The 16310-nt window shown below is 68.1% G+C and carries 10 protein-coding genes; 4 read left to right on the forward strand and 6 right to left on the reverse strand.

Going from position 1 to position 16310, the window contains the following annotated elements:
• Positions 1-59 precede the first annotated feature (59 nt).
• Positions 60-3335 carry a CHAT domain-containing protein gene (locus tag ACVPT3_RS01695; RefSeq protein ID WP_492042498.1) on the forward strand — a complete coding sequence of 1092 codons (3276 nt, stop codon included), beginning with the start codon at positions 60-62 and terminating at the stop codon, positions 3333-3335.
• 576 nt (positions 3336-3911) lie between these two features.
• Here the strand turns inward: ACVPT3_RS01695 and ACVPT3_RS01700 are convergent.
• Genes ACVPT3_RS01700 through ACVPT3_RS01710 form a run of 3 tightly spaced genes read right to left on the reverse strand, consistent with a single transcriptional unit; the run spans position 3912 to position 8579 of the window.
• Positions 3912-7133 carry an efflux RND transporter permease subunit gene (locus tag ACVPT3_RS01700; protein WP_492042499.1) on the reverse strand — a complete coding sequence of 1074 codons (3222 nt, stop codon included), beginning with the start codon at positions 7131-7133 and terminating at the stop codon, positions 3912-3914.
• Positions 7130-8203, reverse strand: coding sequence for an efflux RND transporter periplasmic adaptor subunit (locus ACVPT3_RS01705; protein ID WP_492042500.1), 1074 nt, complete (start codon positions 8201-8203; stop codon positions 7130-7132). The genes ACVPT3_RS01700 and ACVPT3_RS01705 overlap by 4 nt, the downstream gene beginning before the upstream one ends.
• Before the next feature lie 19 nt (positions 8204-8222).
• Positions 8223-8579, reverse strand: coding sequence for a rhodanese-like domain-containing protein (locus tag ACVPT3_RS01710; protein ID WP_492042501.1), 357 nt, complete (start codon positions 8577-8579; stop codon positions 8223-8225).
• Between the two features lie 130 nt (positions 8580-8709).
• Here ACVPT3_RS01710 and ACVPT3_RS01715 point away from each other — a divergent pair, with 130 nt between their 5' ends.
• From ACVPT3_RS01715 to ACVPT3_RS01725, 3 genes are all read left to right on the forward strand, one after another.
• Positions 8710-9996 carry an NAD(P)/FAD-dependent oxidoreductase gene (locus ACVPT3_RS01715; protein ID WP_492042502.1) on the forward strand — a complete coding sequence of 429 codons (1287 nt, stop codon included), beginning with the start codon at positions 8710-8712 and terminating at the stop codon, positions 9994-9996.
• A 65-nt stretch (positions 9997-10061) separates the two neighbouring features.
• Positions 10062-10265 (forward strand): YgaP family membrane protein, encoded by a 204-nt coding sequence (locus ACVPT3_RS01720; RefSeq protein ID WP_492042503.1) that lies wholly within the window; start codon positions 10062-10064, stop codon positions 10263-10265.
• Positions 10262-11575 (forward strand): TolC family protein, encoded by a 1314-nt coding sequence (locus tag ACVPT3_RS01725; protein WP_492042504.1) that lies wholly within the window; start codon positions 10262-10264, stop codon positions 11573-11575. The genes ACVPT3_RS01720 and ACVPT3_RS01725 overlap by 4 nt, the downstream gene beginning before the upstream one ends.
• 110 nt (positions 11576-11685) lie before the next feature.
• Here ACVPT3_RS01725 and ACVPT3_RS01730 read toward each other — a convergent pair whose 3' ends face one another.
• The 3 genes from ACVPT3_RS01730 to ACVPT3_RS01740 form a co-directional block, all read right to left on the reverse strand.
• Positions 11686-14685 (reverse strand): TonB-dependent receptor, encoded by a 3000-nt coding sequence (locus ACVPT3_RS01730; protein ID WP_492042505.1) that lies wholly within the window; start codon positions 14683-14685, stop codon positions 11686-11688.
• Between the two features lie 104 nt (positions 14686-14789).
• Entirely contained in the window at positions 14790-15722 is a 933-nt protein-coding gene (locus ACVPT3_RS01735; RefSeq protein WP_492042506.1) for a FecR family protein, read from the reverse strand.
• Positions 15719-16246 carry an RNA polymerase sigma factor gene (locus ACVPT3_RS01740; RefSeq protein WP_492042507.1) on the reverse strand — a complete coding sequence of 176 codons (528 nt, stop codon included), beginning with the start codon at positions 16244-16246 and terminating at the stop codon, positions 15719-15721. Before ACVPT3_RS01740 ends, ACVPT3_RS01735 begins: the two co-directional genes overlap by 4 nt.
• Positions 16247-16310: the final 64 nt, after the last annotated feature.

Raw genomic sequence — 16310 nt, forward strand, 5'->3', positions numbered from 1 at the left:
CGCGCCGAAAGCACGACGCCGCGGCCGCCCGGCTCGCGGCCTGAAGGGCGGGGGACGACATGGCGCAGACGACCTTAGCGAACGGCGTGGTGATCGAGGCGCCGGAAGATGTGACGGTGCGTGCCACGGCGTCGCCGCCGGTGCGTTCGCGACGGCGGTCGGTGGGTGAAGCCGGCCCGGCGCCGGACAAGGTGGACGGCGCTCTCCTCTCCGCCCTGGTCGACGCCAACTTCGAGATTACCGCCGCGGTGACCTTCGATCGCGCAGCCCGGCCGCCGGGGCGGCGCGGGTCCCTCGAGGCGGTCCAGCCGATCCAGGTCAAGGTGGATGTCGCGCCCGGACAGAGCGCCGTGGTGCTGGTCGAGGGCAAGGGCGGGGTGTTCGCCTGGAGGCTGGCCGAGGGCGAGGCAGGCGGCGGAACCCGGCGCGCCGCGCCGCGCAGCCTCATCTTCGAACTTGACGGCGATGCGGCCGAGACGGCGGCGACGCGCGGCGACCCGCGGCGCGGCCTGGGTTCGTGGCTGGTCGGCAAGGTGCTCGAGCCGGTCCGGGCCTATGTACTGAAGTTTGTGGTCACTGGCATCATCGACTACGCCGTCGACCGTATCGAGGGCGACATAGTCGGGGGGCTGGTGTCGCTGGCTCCGGAGGATCCGGCCCTGTGGAGGCCCGGCGCCGCGCCGCTGCCGGTTCTGGCTCAAGACAGGCCCGCGAAGGTGTTGTTGATGGTGCACGGCACCTTCTCGGACACCGCCGGCAGCTTTAGCCAGTTGACCCTGTCGAAATCCGGCAAGGAATTCCTCGCCGCCGCGCGGGGCCACTACGACGCCATCCTCGGTTTCGACCATAAGACTTTGGGGGAGGACGCCCGGGCGAACGCCCGCGCCTTCGCCCGCGCCCTCCACTCCCTGGGCCTTCCGCAAGGCTCGACCCTCGACGCGATCGCCTACAGCCGGGGCGGACTGGTCTATCGCTGCCTGGCGGAGACCATCCTGGCCAGGGAGCGGCCGGACCTTGTGCAGCGCAAGGCCGTCTTCGTCGGCTGCACCAACGGCGGCACCAACCTCGCTGACCCCGCGCATTGGGCGGAGATGGTCGACCTCTACACCAACACCACCTTGGCGGCCGCCCGCGCGGTGACGGTGCTGACGGGGGGCGGCCTGGCGCTCAATCCCTTGGTCTCGGGGACGATCACCACCCTGGGCCGGTTCGTGCAGACCTTCTCCGAGGTCGGGGTGACCAACATGCGGGTTCCCGGCCTCGCCTCGATGCTCCCTACGGGGGCGGTGGTGGAGAGCCTGAACAACGCCAACGACGACCTGGATCGGCTGGCCACCTACTACGCGATCACCTCAAATTTCGTAGCCCACATCGATCCCGGCAAGGCTATCACCGGCGAGCTGAAACAGGCCTTGCTCGACAAGGTGACCGATCGGCTGTTCTCCGAGGCCAACGACCTCGTCGTGCACACCCGGTCGATGACCACCTTCGGAACGCGCCAGTCACGGCTGGACGCCGGGGCGGTGTTCCCGTTCGGCGACGGCGAGGACGTCTACCACATCGTCTATTTCCAAGCCGAGGCGCTCGGGGGGCGGTTGCTGGAGTGGCTCGACGTCGCCCCGAAATCCGCCAAGCGCGCCCCGTATCGAGGACCAATTTTCAAGGGGGCAGCCCCAGGCCCCGTCTCCGAGATGATGACATCCGCCCCTAGTCCATCCGAGTTCCCTCGGCGCCAGACGCTCAATCGCGAGGCTTCGTTGTCTCGCAAAGCCGCAGCCGCTCCGCCCGTCGCCGCTCCTGCGCCGGGGCACTGTTTCTTCGCCGCCGAGATGGATCGCTCGCCCGAGCTCGGCCGGCCGTCGTCGCTGTTCGTCACCGTATCGCGCCAACAGATCCTCACCGCCGTGCACGCCGCGGCGGCGGCGACCACCGCGCCAATCCCCGTCGGCGGCACCCAGGCGCTGGAGATTGCAGTCATCGCCCTGAAAAACTGCAAGGTCGTGGGCGACGACAAGCAAAGCCTCCTGCCGCCCGCTACCGGCGAGGACGTCGTCCGCTTCGCCGTCGAGGGCTTGGGCGCCGGCAAGGCCGAGGTGCTGATTGAGGTGCGCCAGGCGCTGCAGACCCTGGTGACCTTCACCCTCGCGCCGGTCTTCGTCGACCCCGCCACCGACCGCCTGCGCGTCACCCAGACCGTCTCCACGAGTGGCAGCGTCGGCGCGCAGCCCACCATGCTGCGCATCTATGAGACCTATGACGGGGATGGTCGACTGGTGCTGCGGTTCGATCTCGACAGCTGGAATCCGAAGATCGCCACCTTCGACGAAATCAGGCTGCCGGTGGCCTTCAACCGCCAGGACTATGTTGCCTCGGTCCTCAAGGAGATGGAGGACGCCTGGACGATGGGAGGCGGGGAATACGACCTTGTACTCCAGCGACTGGTCGCCAGCGCCAAGATCCGCGCCAACGGCCTGCTGCCGGAGTCCGTTCGCAAGGCGCTCTGGCAGCACCGGGACAAGATTGAGGCGATCCAGGTGATCTCGGAAGAGCCGCTGATCCCATGGGAGCTGCTCTACATCACCGACCCGACCGGCCAGTCCACCGACGAGCACGGCTTCCTCAGCGAGTGGGGCCTCGTGCGCTGGCTGCACAATGTGCCGCGACCGTCGGACACGCTGCGCCTCGACCCTAACCGCGTGCGTTATGTGGCGCCCCAATATCTGAACCCGGCCTACCATCTGGCCGGTGCTCAGGCCGAGGTGACCATGCTAGCCACGGAGTTCGTGGGCGCTCAGGACCTGACCGGGGCCAACAGCGCTGCAATTGTCAAACGGCTGCAGAACGAAGGCGACCAGTGGGACCTGCTGCACTTCGCCTGCCACGGACAGGCTGAGCAGATGTCGATCCTGCAGGCGTCGCTGCTGATGAAGGGCGTCCAGCGGCCTGACGGCTCGATCATCGACGATGTCCTGACCATGGACATGGTCAAGACCAACCTCCGCTTCGCCACCGAGGAGCCCAAGCCGATCGTATTCATTAACGCCTGTCAGACGGGACGGGTCGGGCTGGGGTTGAGCGGGACCACGGGCTTCGCCGACGCCTTCTTGCGCCCGACCTCGGGCCGCGGCGCGGGAGCCTTCCTGGGCGCCCTGTGGTCGGTCGGCGACGACCTGGCCCTGACCTTTTCCAAGACCTTCTACGAGGCGCTGAAGAATGGGGCGACCCTGGTGAAGGCGACGAGCGCCGCCCGCGAGGCCTGCAAACAGAACTCAGACTTCACCTGGCTTGCTTATTCGGTTTTCGGCAATCCCTTCGCTACGATCTCGGATCATTGATTCAGTCTTGGCGCGCGGGGTTTGCCGCCAAGGGTCATATGTTGCGAAAATAGAACCTTCCGTCCGTCATTTTTTGCGGGCGCCTGGGCCACTCTATTGGTCGCGTAATCAATAGGCGGAGTCATCAGAAAATCTAACTGAATTTAATCTGTCGGCGTGGACAGCACTTGGATAAGAAAAGAAGGTCCCCAAATATTTAGGGCTAGACTGCGATGGTCTAGGGAGAAGCTCGCTGAACAGTTGTTTGCATTCGGTTCGTTGATCGAAACTGATGATGCTGCAGCGCGGCTGCTTTACGAAGGTCGAATTATCGACCAAACGACAGCTGAAATCTTCTCCAAGCGGCTTTTGGAGGATGCACCGAAGGACGACGAGAGTGCTTTCGTTCCTCTGCGCGAGGTTATGATGGGCGTAGGAGGTCGACCTAAGCCTTGGGGTCGACTGCTACTGGCGGGCTTAAGTAGTGATCTTCCCCGGGGCTGGGTAGCTTGATGAGCAGAGAGAACAAGCGGCGAGTACGTCATGGTGCTGGCTCAAGCGCGAGCTCGTCGGCGTGTGGCCCACCGTCCGCGTGGGTCATCTTGAGAGATGGGGCCGGCCGTCGTCCCGCAGCACGACATAGATGGCCGGGATCACGAGCACCGTCAGCAGGGTGGAAGAGGCAAGGCCGAACAACAGGCTGATGGCCAGGCCCTGGAAGATCGGGTCGAACAGGATCACCGCCGCCCCGATCATGGCCGCCAGCGCCGTCAGCACGATCGGCTTGAAGCGGATGGCGCCGGCCTCCAGAAGCACCTCGCGCAGGGACAGGCCTTCGCCTGAAGTGTGCCTTATGAAGTCCACCAGCAGGATGGAGTTGCGCACGATGATGCCCGCCAGGGCGATGAAGCCGATCATGGAGGTGGCGGTGAAGGGCGCGCCGAACAGCATATGGCCGATGACGATGCCGACCAGGGTCAGCGGGATCGGCGTCAGGATCACCAGCGGCAGGCGGAAGCTCTTGAACTGGGCCACGACCAGCACATAGATGCCCAGGATCGCCACGGCGAAGGCCGCCCCCATGTCGCGGAAGGTGACCCAGGTGATCTCCCATTCTCCATCCCACAGCAGGCTGGGCCGGCTTTCGTCCCTGGGCTGACCGTTCAGACGGATGTCGGGCGTGGGCAGGTCGCCCCAGTCGGCCGCCTTAACCGCCTTGTCGACGGCCAGCATTCCGTAGATCGGCGCCTCGTATTCGCCGGCCAGCTCGGCCATCACCATGTCCACGTCGCGGCCGTCGCGGCGATAGATGTGGGTCGAGCCCGGCTCCTGGCTGGCGGCGACCAGTTCTCCCAGCAAGACGAGGCGTGCGCCCGACCCGGCGGCGGCGACGGGGGTAGAGGCCAGGGCCTCGCTCCAGGTGCGCGCCGACTGGGGCAGGGCTATGGTGACGGCCAGCGGATCGCGACCCTCGCCGCGATGGACATAGCCCACGATCTGTCCGTTCATGACCGCGCCGATGGAATCCAGCACGTCGCGCTCGCTGACGTCAAAACGCTCGATCTGGGTGCGATCGGGCGTCAGGCGCAGCCGGGGACGGGCGACGCCGTAGCTGTCGTCGATATCGACGATGTAGGGCACGGAGCCGAAGATGGTCTTCAGCCTTTCCGCGACGCGGCGCCGGGTCGCGGCGTCGGGGCCGTAAACCTCGGCCAGCAGGGTGGCCATGACCGGCGGTCCGGGCGGCGCCTCGACCACCTTCAGCGCCGTGCCGGCCGGCAGCGAAAGGGTCCGCAGCCGCTCGCGCAAATCCAGGGCGATCGCATGGCTGGCGCGCTTGCGGTCGCCCTTGGACGCCAGGGTGATCGCCAGGTCGCCCTGTTCGGGTTGGGCGCGCAGGAAATAGTGGCGCACCAGACCGTTGAAGTTGAACGGCGAGGCCGCGCCGGCGTAGCTGTCGACGGCGACGACCTCCGGCAGGCGGCGCGCCACGGCCGCGGCGTCGGCGAGGACCCGCTGGGTCGTCTCCAGCGCCGCGCCTTCCGGCAGGTCGGCGACGACCATCAGCTCCGACTTGTTGTCGAAGGGCAGCAGCTTCACCGTCACCGCCTTGAAATAGAACATCGACATGGCCAGCAGGGTCGCGATCCCCACCACGATCAGGAAGGTCCAGGCCGACCGGCGCGTGGCGATGACCCGACCGGCGATGCGGCGATAGGCGCGTCCCATCCAGCCCGCGTCATGGGCGTGCGCCGGGGCGCCGTCGGCCCCGTCCTTCGTCAGGGCCTTGCGGGCGAACCGGACCATCAGCCAGGGCGCGATGACCATGGCGACGAAGAAGCTGAAGATCATCGCCGCCGAGGCGTTGACCGGGATCGGCGCCATATAGGGCCCCATCAGGCCCGACACGAACAGCATGGGCAGCAGGGCCGCGACGACGGTCAAGGTGGCGACGATCGTGGGATTGCCCACCTCGGCCACCGCCTCGATCGCCGCCTGGACGCGCGGCCGGTCGTCGTTCATCGCCCAGTGGCGGGCGATGTTCTCGATCACGACGATGGCGTCGTCGACCAGGATGCCGATCGAGAAGATCAGCGCGAACAGGCTGACGCGATTGATGGTGTAGCCCATCAGGTTCGAGGCGAAGAGGGTCAGCAGAATGGTCGTTGGAATGACCACCGCCGTCACCGCCGCCTCTCGCCAGCCGATGGCGAAGCCGATCAGGATGACGATGGAAAGGGTCGCCAGGGCCAGGTGGAACAGCAGTTCGTTGGCCTTTTCGTTGGCCGTCTCGCCGTAGTCGCGAGTGACGGCGACGTTCAGACCCTCGGGGATCAGGTCCCCTTTCAGCGCCTCGACCCGATGCAGCACGGCCTCGGCGACCACCACGGCGTTGGCGCCTTCGCGTTTGGCGACGGCCAGGGTCACGGCCGGCGAGTGGGTCCAGCGGCCGGACTCGTCGCGCGACCAGCGCGAGACGCGAGACTGCTGGTCGGCGGGGCCGCGCACGACGCGCGCAACGTCGCGGACGGTCGCCACGCCGCCGCCCGCAGTCGGAACCTCCAGCAGTTCGATGTCGCTGACCGAACCCAGGGTGCGGCCGGCGATGACGGCGCGGACGCCGCCGTCCTGGCGCACATAGCCGCCGGGGAAGGCGCGGTTCGCCTGGCGGACCGTGTCCATCAGCGCCCCCAGCGAGACCCCGTTCAGCGACAGGCGCGCCGGGTCGGGCTCGATGCGGATCTCCTCGGGCTGACCGCCCACGATGAAGGTCTGGCCGACGTCCTGGACCTTGACCACTTCCGTCTGCAACTGGTCGGCGATGGTCCTCAGTGTCGCCTCGTTCCAGCGACCCTGGTGCGTCGCGTCGGCCGCCAGGGTCAGGCTCAGCATGGGCACGTCGTTGATGCCCTTGGCTTTGACGATGGGTTCCGGCACGCCGTCGGGCAGGCGGTCCATGTTGGCGCGCAGCTTCTCGTGGACGCGCACCACGGCGTTGTCGGGATGCGTTCCCACCTTGAAACGGGCGACCACCATCACCTGGTCGTCGTCGGCGAAGGTGTAGACGTGGTCGACGTCGGGTATGGCCTTGACGATCTCCTCCAGCGGCTTGCCGACCAGTTCGACGGCGTTGGGGGCCGCGAGACCGGGCGCGGGCGCGATGATGTCGATCATCGGCACGCTGATCTGGGGCTCCTCCTCGCGCGGAATGCTCATCACGGCGAGGAGGCCCATCGCCAGCGCCGCCAGCAGGATCAGCGGGGTCAGCGGGGAACGGATGAAGGCGGCGGTCAGCCGGCCGGAAAGCCCCAGGTTCATCGGTGCGTTCCTGAGGGCGCCGTCCCTGCGGGAGCGACGACGGGAGCGCCGGGCATAGCGCGGGGCGGGGCGATGCGGTCGCCGACGACCAGACCGCTCAGGATCTCGACGGTGTCGGGATCCGGACCGGGCGCCGTCTGGACGGGCGTCTCCTCGCCCTGCGCCAGACGCACATAGTCGACGCCGAAGCGGGTGGAGACGAAACGGCGCGGAACCACGATGGCCTGACGCTCGCCGACTGGCAGGCGAACGCCGATGCGGCGGCCGATCAGGGCGGCGTCCAGCCCTGCGGCGTCGGTGTCGGCGACCACCTGTCCGGCCTCTACAGCCGGATAGACCTGGGCCACCCGCGCTTCCACGGCGGGCCCGCCGGGGCCCTCCGGCGTCATCCGCACGACCGAACCCACCCGCAAGGCCCCGGCCTGACCTTCGGGCAGTTGTACGCGGACGACCAGTGGGCCGGAAGTGACCACGGCGATCGACTGCCCCGGCAGGACGACCGAGCCCGGCGGCACGTCCGCCTTCAGGACCCGGCCGGAGCTGGGCGCCAGGATCGCGCCCTGGACGCCCAGTTCGGCGCTGGCGGCGCGCTGGGCCTGGACGGCTTCCAGATTTCCGCGCGCGGCGCGGGCTGCGGCCTGGACCTGGTCCAGCCGGGCCTGGGCGTAGACGCCCTTTTCGAACAGGCCGCGCGTGCGGGTCAGATCCGCCTCGGCCCGCTCGGCCTCGGCCGCCGCCGCGCGGACCATCGCCGCATAGCCGGCCGTCTCCAGACCGACGCGGGCGTCGCGCACGACGCCCAGCACCTGCCCGGCGCGCACAGTATCGCCTTCCCGCACGTTCAACTGGATCAGGACGCCGCCGATGCGGGCGACGGCTTGGCTCATGTCACGGGTCGTGATTTCGCCCGCCACGGGCTTCATGTCGGCGATGGGCCGGCGTTCGACTGTCATGGAGCCGGCGATCGGCTGCGGGGCCCGGCGCTCGGCCGGCTCCGGCTTCGGGCCGCAGGCGGCGGGAACGACGGCGAGGAGCGCGGCGGCCCCCAGACGGGCGGCGATCGTCGACATGGTGATTATCCTGATCGCGTCAGACCGGCCGGCCCGTGGCCGGGTCGATCCGGATCGTTGGGAGGCCCGCCGCCTTCCAGGCGCCGATGCCGCCGGCCAGGTGCTGGTCGGCCGCAAGGCCCGACAGGCGGCAGGCCATCACGGCCTTTATCGAACGCACGCCGGATCCACACTGCAAGATGACCCGCTGCGGTTCCACGACCGCCAGGAGGCTGGTCGGATCGAAAGTCGCCAGTGGCAGGTTCAAGGCGCCGGGAATGCGCTCCACAGCGAATTCCGAAGGCTCCCTCACATCTATGATCACGGCCTGTCCCTCCTGCTGCATGCGGTGCGCATCCTCGGGGTTGAGGTTCAGAATATCCTTGATCTGCGTCATGGCCGGCTCCTCTCGAGGCGCGATGCCGCCTCCGGATCAATAGTTTCGTATTTGCATATATTGTATATATAAATTATAGGCAAGCTGTCAGGCGAGGCGATCCAGCGCCTCCCGACCGGAGGAAGCGACCATGGCCGAGACCATCCCCCATATTGTGATCCTGGGCGCCGGCCTGGGCGGCGCGATAGCGGCGTTCGAGATCAAGGATGCGGTCCGCGACCGCGCCCGGATCACTGTCGTCAACAAGGGATCGAGTTTCCATTTCGTCCCGTCCAACCCGTGGGTGGCGGTGGGCTGGCGTGAGCGACAGGGAATCGAGGTCGCGCTGCCGCCGGTGATGAAGAAGCGGGGCATCGCGTTCGTGGACAGCGGCGCACAGCGCGTGCGGCCGACGGACAACCAGATCGACCTGATCGGCGGCGAGACCCTGTCGTACGACTATCTCGTCATCGCTACAGGCCCCGACCTGGCCTTCGACGAGATCGAGGGGCTTGGGCCGCATTCAGGCTTCACCCAGTCAGTTTGCCATGTGGACCATGCCGAGGCGGCCTCGAAAGCCTTCGAGGCGCTGGCCGCCCATCCCGGGCCCGTGGTGGTCGGCGCCGTCCAGGGCGCCTCCTGCTTCGGCCCGGCCTATGAGTTCGCTTTGATCCTGGACACGGAGCTGAAGCGCCGGAAGATTCGCGACCGGACGCCGATCACCTTCGTCACCGCCGAACCCTATATCGGCCACCTGGGGCTGGACGGAGTGGGCGATACCAAGGGTCTGCTGGAGCACGAACTGCGCCAGCGCAACATCCGATGGATCACCAACGCCAAGGTCGCCTCGGTCGAGGCCGGGACGATGCACGTCGAGGAGATCGCCGAGGACGGCGCGGTGAAGGCCCAGCATGATCTGCCGTTTGTCTATTCGATGATGCTGCCCGCCTTCAGGGGCGTGGAGGCGGTGCGGGGGATCGAGGGCCTGACGAACCCGCGCGGCTTTGTCCTGGCGGACAGCCGCCAGCGCAATCCCACCTTCACCAACGTCTACGCCCTCGGCGTCTGCGTCGCCATTCCGCCGCTGGGGCCGACGCCGGTGCCGGTGGGCGTGCCCAAGACCGGCTTCATGATCGAAAGCATGGTCACGGCCATCGCTCACAACCTGGCGGACGAGATCGCCGGCAAGGAACCGACTCACGAGGCGACCTGGAACGCCATCTGCCTGGCTGATTTCGGCGACGGCGGCGTGGCCTTCTTCGCCCAGCCCCAGCTGCCGCCGCGCAACATCAACTGGGCCTCGAGCGGCAAGTGGGTGCACCTGGCCAAGATCGGCTTCGAGAAATATTTCCTGGCGAAGGTCCGGCGCGGCGAGAGCGTGCCCTTCTACGAACGCATGGCGCTCGACCTGATCGGCGCCCACAAGCTCAAGACCTGACCGTGATCGAGACCGTCTGACACGGCCCTGAAATCCTGAATGCCTGTTCTGAAACGGAGACTAGAATGAATCTGGATCGCGCTGTCCTCGCCTTCGCCGGCGCCGTCGTCCTGCTCGGCGTGGGACTGAGCCTGACGCTTCATCCCTGGTGGATCGCCCTGACCGTCTTCGCCGGGTTGAACATGATCCAGGCCGCCTTCACCGGCTTCTGCCCGGCGGCCATGGTGTTCAAGGCCCTGGGCGTGAAGTCGGGCAGCGCCTTCAAATGAGGCCGGCGGCGCCTCTTCTAGCCCTGCTGCTGGCGGGTGCGGCCGTTCCCGCCTCGGCCATGGATCTGGCCGAGGCCCTGGCGGCGGCGCGCGCTCACAATCCCGGCCTCGAGGTCGCGGCGGCCGAGGGCGAGGCGGCGGCGGCGCGACAGCGGCGCGCGCGGGCGGCGCGGGGGCCGACCGTGGCTTTGAACGCCATGGCGGCCGACGGTGAAAGCGACCTGGGCGGCTTCTTCGGTTTCCAGCGAGAGGATGTGACGCCCTCATCGGCGGCGATCGAACTGACACAGCCCCTGTTCGCCAGCGGGGCTCTCCGGGCCGGCGTGGAGGGCGCTGCAGCCGACCGGCGGCGCGCCGGCCAGGCCTTGCGCGCGGTGGAGGCGCGGCTGACCGTCGCCGTCACGGAAGCCTACGCTGACGTCCGGGTCGCCGGACAGGCCCTGGACACCGCCCGACGCCAGGTCAGCCTGACCGCCGAGGTCGCCCGTCAGGCCGCCGAACGGTTCGAGGCCGGAGAGATCCCGCGGTCCGATTACGCCCAGGCCACGGCCGGCCGGGCCCAGGCCCTGGCCGAGCGGGCGGCGGCGGAGGCGGCGCTCGAGACCGCGCGCGCCGAGTTCGAACGTATCGTCGGCCAGCCGGCCGAGGGCCTGGCGCCGCTGCCGGACGCGCCCGGGGCCACCGAAGATCTCGACGGCTTCCTCGCCGGCGCAGCGGCGTCCAGTCCCGAGATCGGCGCGGCGGAGGCGGAGGTGGCCGTCGCGCGCGCCGGCCTGCGAGCCGCGCGCGCCGCCTATGGGCCGAACGTCGCCCTGACGGCGCAGGCCGCCCAGGTGCGAGACCAGTTCCTGCCCGGCTATCGCAGCGACGAATGGCGCGTGGGCGTTCAAGGTCGCTGGGTTCTGTTCGATAGCGGCTCGACCGCCGCCGCAGTCGCCGAACGGACGGCGGGCCTCCGCGCCGCCGAGGCGCGCCTGCGGGCTGCGCGTGACGCCGCAGAGGCGCAGGCGCTGTCCGCCTTCCACGCCGCCCGCGCGGCGGAGCTGCGGCGGAGCGCCGCCGAAGCGGCCCTCGAGGCCAGCGCGATCTCGGCCCGCAGCGTGGCCGATGAGGTCGCGGCCGCCCAGCGGCCCCTGGTCGACCGTCTCGACGCCGAAGCCCGTCTGGCGAACGCCGAACGAGCCAAGGCTCAGGCGGATCGCGAGGGGCTCGTCTCCGTCTGTCGCCGCCAGGCGGTGGTGGGCGACGCCGCCTGCGGCGGTCTTTTCCAACTGGAGCAGCAGCGGTCGGCTCTCGCTTTCGACGATTGAGGACCGACCGCTGACGCCTCGGCGCGTCAATCAAAGGTGAAGCCGCCGTCGATGTTGACCGCCTGATCGGCCGTCGGGCCGTCGCCTTGGCGGCGACGGCCCCTGGCGCCTCAGAAGGCGTAGGTCAGGCCGACCGTGAAGGTGCGGCCGCTCTTGGTGTAGGAGAGCGAGCGTTCCTCGACGAGGTCGGTGTACTGGTCGATGGCCTCGTTCGTCAGGTTGATGCCCTCGATCACCAGCTTCAGGTCCGGCGTCACGTTCCAGAAGGCCGTGGCGTCGATATTGTTCGTGGCCTTGTAGCCCGATCCCAAGTTGCCGTTTCCGCCGATGCCGTCCAGATAGTCGTCGCGATAGGCGCTGGAGACGCGCGCGCCCCAGACTTCGGTCTCATAGTAGAGGGTCGCATTGGTCGACCATTTGGACAGGTTGGTCAGCGGCAGGGTGCGTTTGACCCCGTCGACCAAGGAGTCCGTCTCGCCTTCCGCATAGGTGACGTTGGCGGCGATCCCGAACTTGTCGAACGGCGCCGGCAGGAAGTCGAAGTCGCGCTGGACGGCGAGTTCCGCGCCTTGGATCGAGGCGCCGTCGCCGTTCACCGGGCGGCTGTAGGAGTAGATGGTGTCGGCGTTCTGACCGGGCCCCTGCAGCGACAGCGGATAGCCGATCGTGCCGTAGGGCACCGACGCCGTCTCCGCCGTGATGAAGGAATCCATGTTCTTGTAGAAGACGCCCAGCGACACGAGGCCCGCGTCGCCCATGTAGTATTCCCACGACGCCTCGATGGAGTCGGCCAGGAAGGGCTCCAGGTTCGGATTGCCGGCGTTCACGCTGCCGCCGAAGGGCGTGAAGCTGACCGAGCCGGCCGCGCGCAGGTCGCCCAGGCTGGGGCGGCTGATGTTGCGGCTGGCGCCCAGGCGCAGGATCATGTCGGGCATGACCTCCAGCGAGACGTTCGCCGTCGGCAGCAAGCCGTCATAGTCGTTCTCGATCACCGCCGGAACCAGGCCGGCGTTGGTCACGACATTGCCCGCCGAGGTCAGTTCGGTGCTGTAGTAGCGCACGCCGACATTGGCCCGCAGCGGCATGGCGCCCAGTGTGGTGTCCAGGTCGTACTGGACATAGGCCGAAGTGGTCTTTTCGGTCAGCTGGAAGTTGGTGCCCGCCTCGTCGTTGGCCGGCGTCAGGTCGCGCAGCTGACCGGTGAGGTCGAAGGTGGCGTCGACGTCCGCGACGATATACGGCAGCAGGGAATCATAACCGATGACCCCCAGAACCGGCCTTGGGCGAGCCGGATTATTGTACCAGTCCACGCGGTTGAACCGCTTCCAGCCCTCGTTCTGGAAGTCCTTGTACTCGACGCCGAACTTCAGGGTGGAAACGCTGTTGAAGTCCCAGGCCCCGTTGATCTCGGCGACCTTGTACTCACTGAGGATATAGTCCTCGCGCGCGTCGGCCCGCATCAGGCCCCACAGGCTGGGATCGGTGGTGTCGAAGCCGTAGCCGACCTTGACCGGACTGCCGCCGCGATAGTCGTAGCTGAAGTCCTGGTTGACCGCCTGGATGAAGATCTTGTCGAAGATCGGCTCCTCGAACTCCGATCGCGCATAGCCGACCAGGCCGGTGAACCGCAGCGTGTCCGTGGCCTCATAGGCGCCGTTCCAGACCGCCTGGGTGAAGGTGGTCTTGTCCTCGGAGTGTTTGGCCTCATTGCGCATATCGACGCCCGACCAGTCGGCGTAGACGATGCTGTCGCCACGAACCTCGACCGCGTTCAGGATCTGCGTGCCCTTCACGTCGCCGGTCAGGGCGTTCACGCCGGCGGGTGCCAGGGCGTATTCGTTCCGGTCGTTGCTGAGCGTGCCGTACAGCAGGTCCAGGCTCATGTCGGTCCGGTCGTTCGGCCGCCATTGCAGCGAGCCGGTCAAGCCCATCCGCTCGCGCTCGGCGTACCAGGTGGAGGGGCTGACCGCTTGCGGGGCCGAGAGGCGGTCCAGCCCCTTGTCGTTGATCAGACGGTCGCGGATGTCGGCGGGCACGTTCGGGCCGATGTTGGCGGCGTTGACGTTGATCTTGGTCCAGTTCCAGCTCCGCATCCCGTATTCATTGACGTCGTTGCGGGTGTAGGCGGCCGAGAAGAGGGCGCCGAACTCGCCCGCGCCGGTTTGCCAGCGATTGGAGGCCAGGGCGATGACCCGCGGCGTCACGCTGTCGGTGTTGGAGTTGGTCTGGGCCTTGGCCCCCAGGACCAGACGCGCGCCGGCGTAGTCGAACGGGCGGGCCGTGGTCAGCCGGATGGTGCCGCCGATGCCGCCTTCGTCCTGTTCGGCCGCATAGAATTTCTCGACGGTGACGCGGTTGAACAGTTCCGAGGCGAACAGGCTGTAGTCGAAGCTGCGGGTCCGGCTGACCGAGCCGCGGTTGTCGAAGCCGGACGAGGTGTTGCCCAGAACTTCCATGCCGTTCAGCTGGGTGCGGGTGAAATCCGGGCCGAGGCCGCGCAGCGAGATCTGACGGCCTTCGCCCGCGTCGCGGGTGATGGCCACGCCCGGCACCCGCTGCAGCGATTCCGCCAGGTTCAGGTCGGGGAAGGCGGCGATGTCGTCGGCGACGATGACGTCCTGCGTTCCGACGGCGGCGCGCTTGATGTCCCGCGCCGCGTTCAGGCTGCTGCGAAAGCCGGTGACGACGATCTCATCCATTTCAGCCGGCTGCGGCGCGGCGGCCGACGCCGCCGGGGTCTGGGGCGCGCGAGCGGCGGCGCTGCGTTCGATACGCCGCGCGGCGGCGACCGGCGCAGTGGCCTCAATCAGGACCGACCGCCCGACGATACGGGCCTGGACGCCGCTTGAGGCGGTCATGCGCGACAGAGCCTCGGCGGCCGAGAAACGGCCCTCGACGGCGCGACTGCGACGACCGCGCAGCAGATCGGGCTGGGCCGCGACCTGCAGGCCGGTGGCCCGCGAAAAGTCGTTCAGCGCCAGGGACAGGTCCTGGGCGGGAATGGAGAAGGTCTGCTGCGCCGCCTGGGCGGTCGCGACCGCGGGCGTGACGGCGGCCAGGGCGGCCGCCAGGGCGAAGACGGACGCACGCTGCGTCAGGTCGGATTTCATTTGGTGTCCCCGGGAGAAAATCGGCGTTGATCGCCTGCGGGGAAAGATGTCCGGCCGGTGCGGAACCCTACCTTTTCAAACTTGAAATATTGGCGACGTTTTCGCTACGATTCTCGCCGTTCGATCCGTATGCGTTCGCTGTCCTCGACCACCCGGACGCCATAGGCCGCCTCGATCAGGGCCAGTACGGACCGCGGTTCCCCCACTTGGAAACGGCCGCTGATCCGCATCCGCCGCGCGGCCGGATCGATCGTGATCGGCTTGGTGGAAAACCGGTCGATCTCCTCGACCAGGTGGCCGAGGCTGGCGTCCTGGGTGTCGAACCAGCCGTCGATCCAGTCGGGCCGGGCCACGCGCAGGCGCGGCGCCCGCTCGAGCCGTCCGCGCTCCAGGATCACGCGATCGCCCGGCTGCAGATCCATCGTTTCTTTCGAACGTCCGCGCACCCGCACCGCCCCGCGATACAGGGCGACCTCGGTGCGGCCCGACGAGAGGCGGTCGACGTTGAACGCTGTGCCCATGACCTGAACCTGGCCCTCGCCGGCGGCGACCACGAAGGCGCGGCCGTCGTGACGCACGTCGAAGAAGGCCTCGCCGCGCTCGAGCGTCGCCCAGCGGCGCATCGGACTGTGCCGCACGACCAGGCGCGCCCCGCCGCTCAAACGGACAATCGATCCGTCGGCCAAGGTCATATCGCGGGGCTCTGCCCGTGCGGTCTCCAGCGTGCGGTGATCCATCCAGGGCGTGTACAGAACCGCCAAGGCCGCGCAGGCGGCCGCAACCGCCGAGGGGAGGGCGAAACGCCAGGGTGAGGATCGCTGGCGGCGACGCGGCGCGGTCGCGAGGTCGGCCGCCGCCTCGCCTAGGGCGTCCGACCGCCACAGCGCCGCCAGATCGGCGAAGGCGCGGCGATGCGCCTCGCTCTCGCCCATCCAACGCTCGAAGGCGACCGCCTCCGCCGTGCTGACATCGGACCTGGCGGACCAATCCACCCAGGCCGCCGCATCGGCCATGATGCGCTGTTGATCCGTCTTCAATGCACCTTCCCCCGACCGCGCCCGTTCTGGTCGAACGCCTGGTTGAGATCCAGTAGGCCACGAGTCACATGTTTTTCCACCGCCTTGACGCTCAATCCCAGGTCGGCGGCGATGGCGGCGCAGCTCTGATGGCGGACGCGCCGTCGAATTATGATGTCCCGCCGCAGGGCCGGCATCCGCGCCAGGGCCTGTTTCAGGGTGGCGACCGCCTCTCGACCCTCGATCACCCGATCCGGCGCCGGATCCGTGCTGGCCAGGGTCTCGGTAAGCTCCACCTGCCCCCACCGGCGTTCGCGTCGAAAATGTTCGCTCACGAGATTCTCCGCGATCCGGAAAGCCAGGCCATAGAGGTTGTCGATCACCGCGCCGCCGCGGCCATACTCCACCAGCCGCAACACCGTCTCCTGCGCCACGTCCTCGGCCAGATCGGCGCGGCCGAGCCTTCGGCGCGCCAGACGACGCGCGAAATCCAGGACCGGCGCCCAGTCCGTCGCCGCCTGACTGTCGTCGCGATCATAAGCCAACGGACGCCCTCACCCAGCCGGCGATCTAGCGCGTCAGCGTGAAGGTTCGATGTCGTCGGGCTTC

The sequence above is a fragment of the Brevundimonas sp. FV1ps31S genome (genome assembly GCF_058681265.1).

What these genes read in the sequence shown, in the direction of transcription:
- ACVPT3_RS01720 (WP_492042503.1), top strand. Translation starts at nt 10,062, where the DNA reads ATGAATCTGGATCGCGCTGTCCTCGCCTTCGCCGGCGCCGTCGTCCTG.
- ACVPT3_RS01730 (WP_492042505.1), bottom strand. Translation starts at nt 14,685, where the DNA reads ATGAAATCCGACCTGACGCAGCGTGCGTCCGTCTTCGCCCTGGCGGCC.
- ACVPT3_RS01700 (WP_492042499.1), bottom strand. Translation starts at nt 7,133, where the DNA reads ATGAACCTGGGGCTTTCCGGCCGGCTGACCGCCGCCTTCATCCGTTCC.
- ACVPT3_RS01715 (WP_492042502.1), top strand. Translation starts at nt 8,710, where the DNA reads ATGGCCGAGACCATCCCCCATATTGTGATCCTGGGCGCCGGCCTGGGC.
- ACVPT3_RS01710 (WP_492042501.1), bottom strand. Translation starts at nt 8,579, where the DNA reads ATGACGCAGATCAAGGATATTCTGAACCTCAACCCCGAGGATGCGCAC.
- ACVPT3_RS01725 (WP_492042504.1), top strand. Translation starts at nt 10,262, where the DNA reads ATGAGGCCGGCGGCGCCTCTTCTAGCCCTGCTGCTGGCGGGTGCGGCC.
- ACVPT3_RS01695 (WP_492042498.1), top strand. Translation starts at nt 60, where the DNA reads ATGGCGCAGACGACCTTAGCGAACGGCGTGGTGATCGAGGCGCCGGAA.
- ACVPT3_RS01705 (WP_492042500.1), bottom strand. Translation starts at nt 8,203, where the DNA reads ATGTCGACGATCGCCGCCCGTCTGGGGGCCGCCGCGCTCCTCGCCGTC.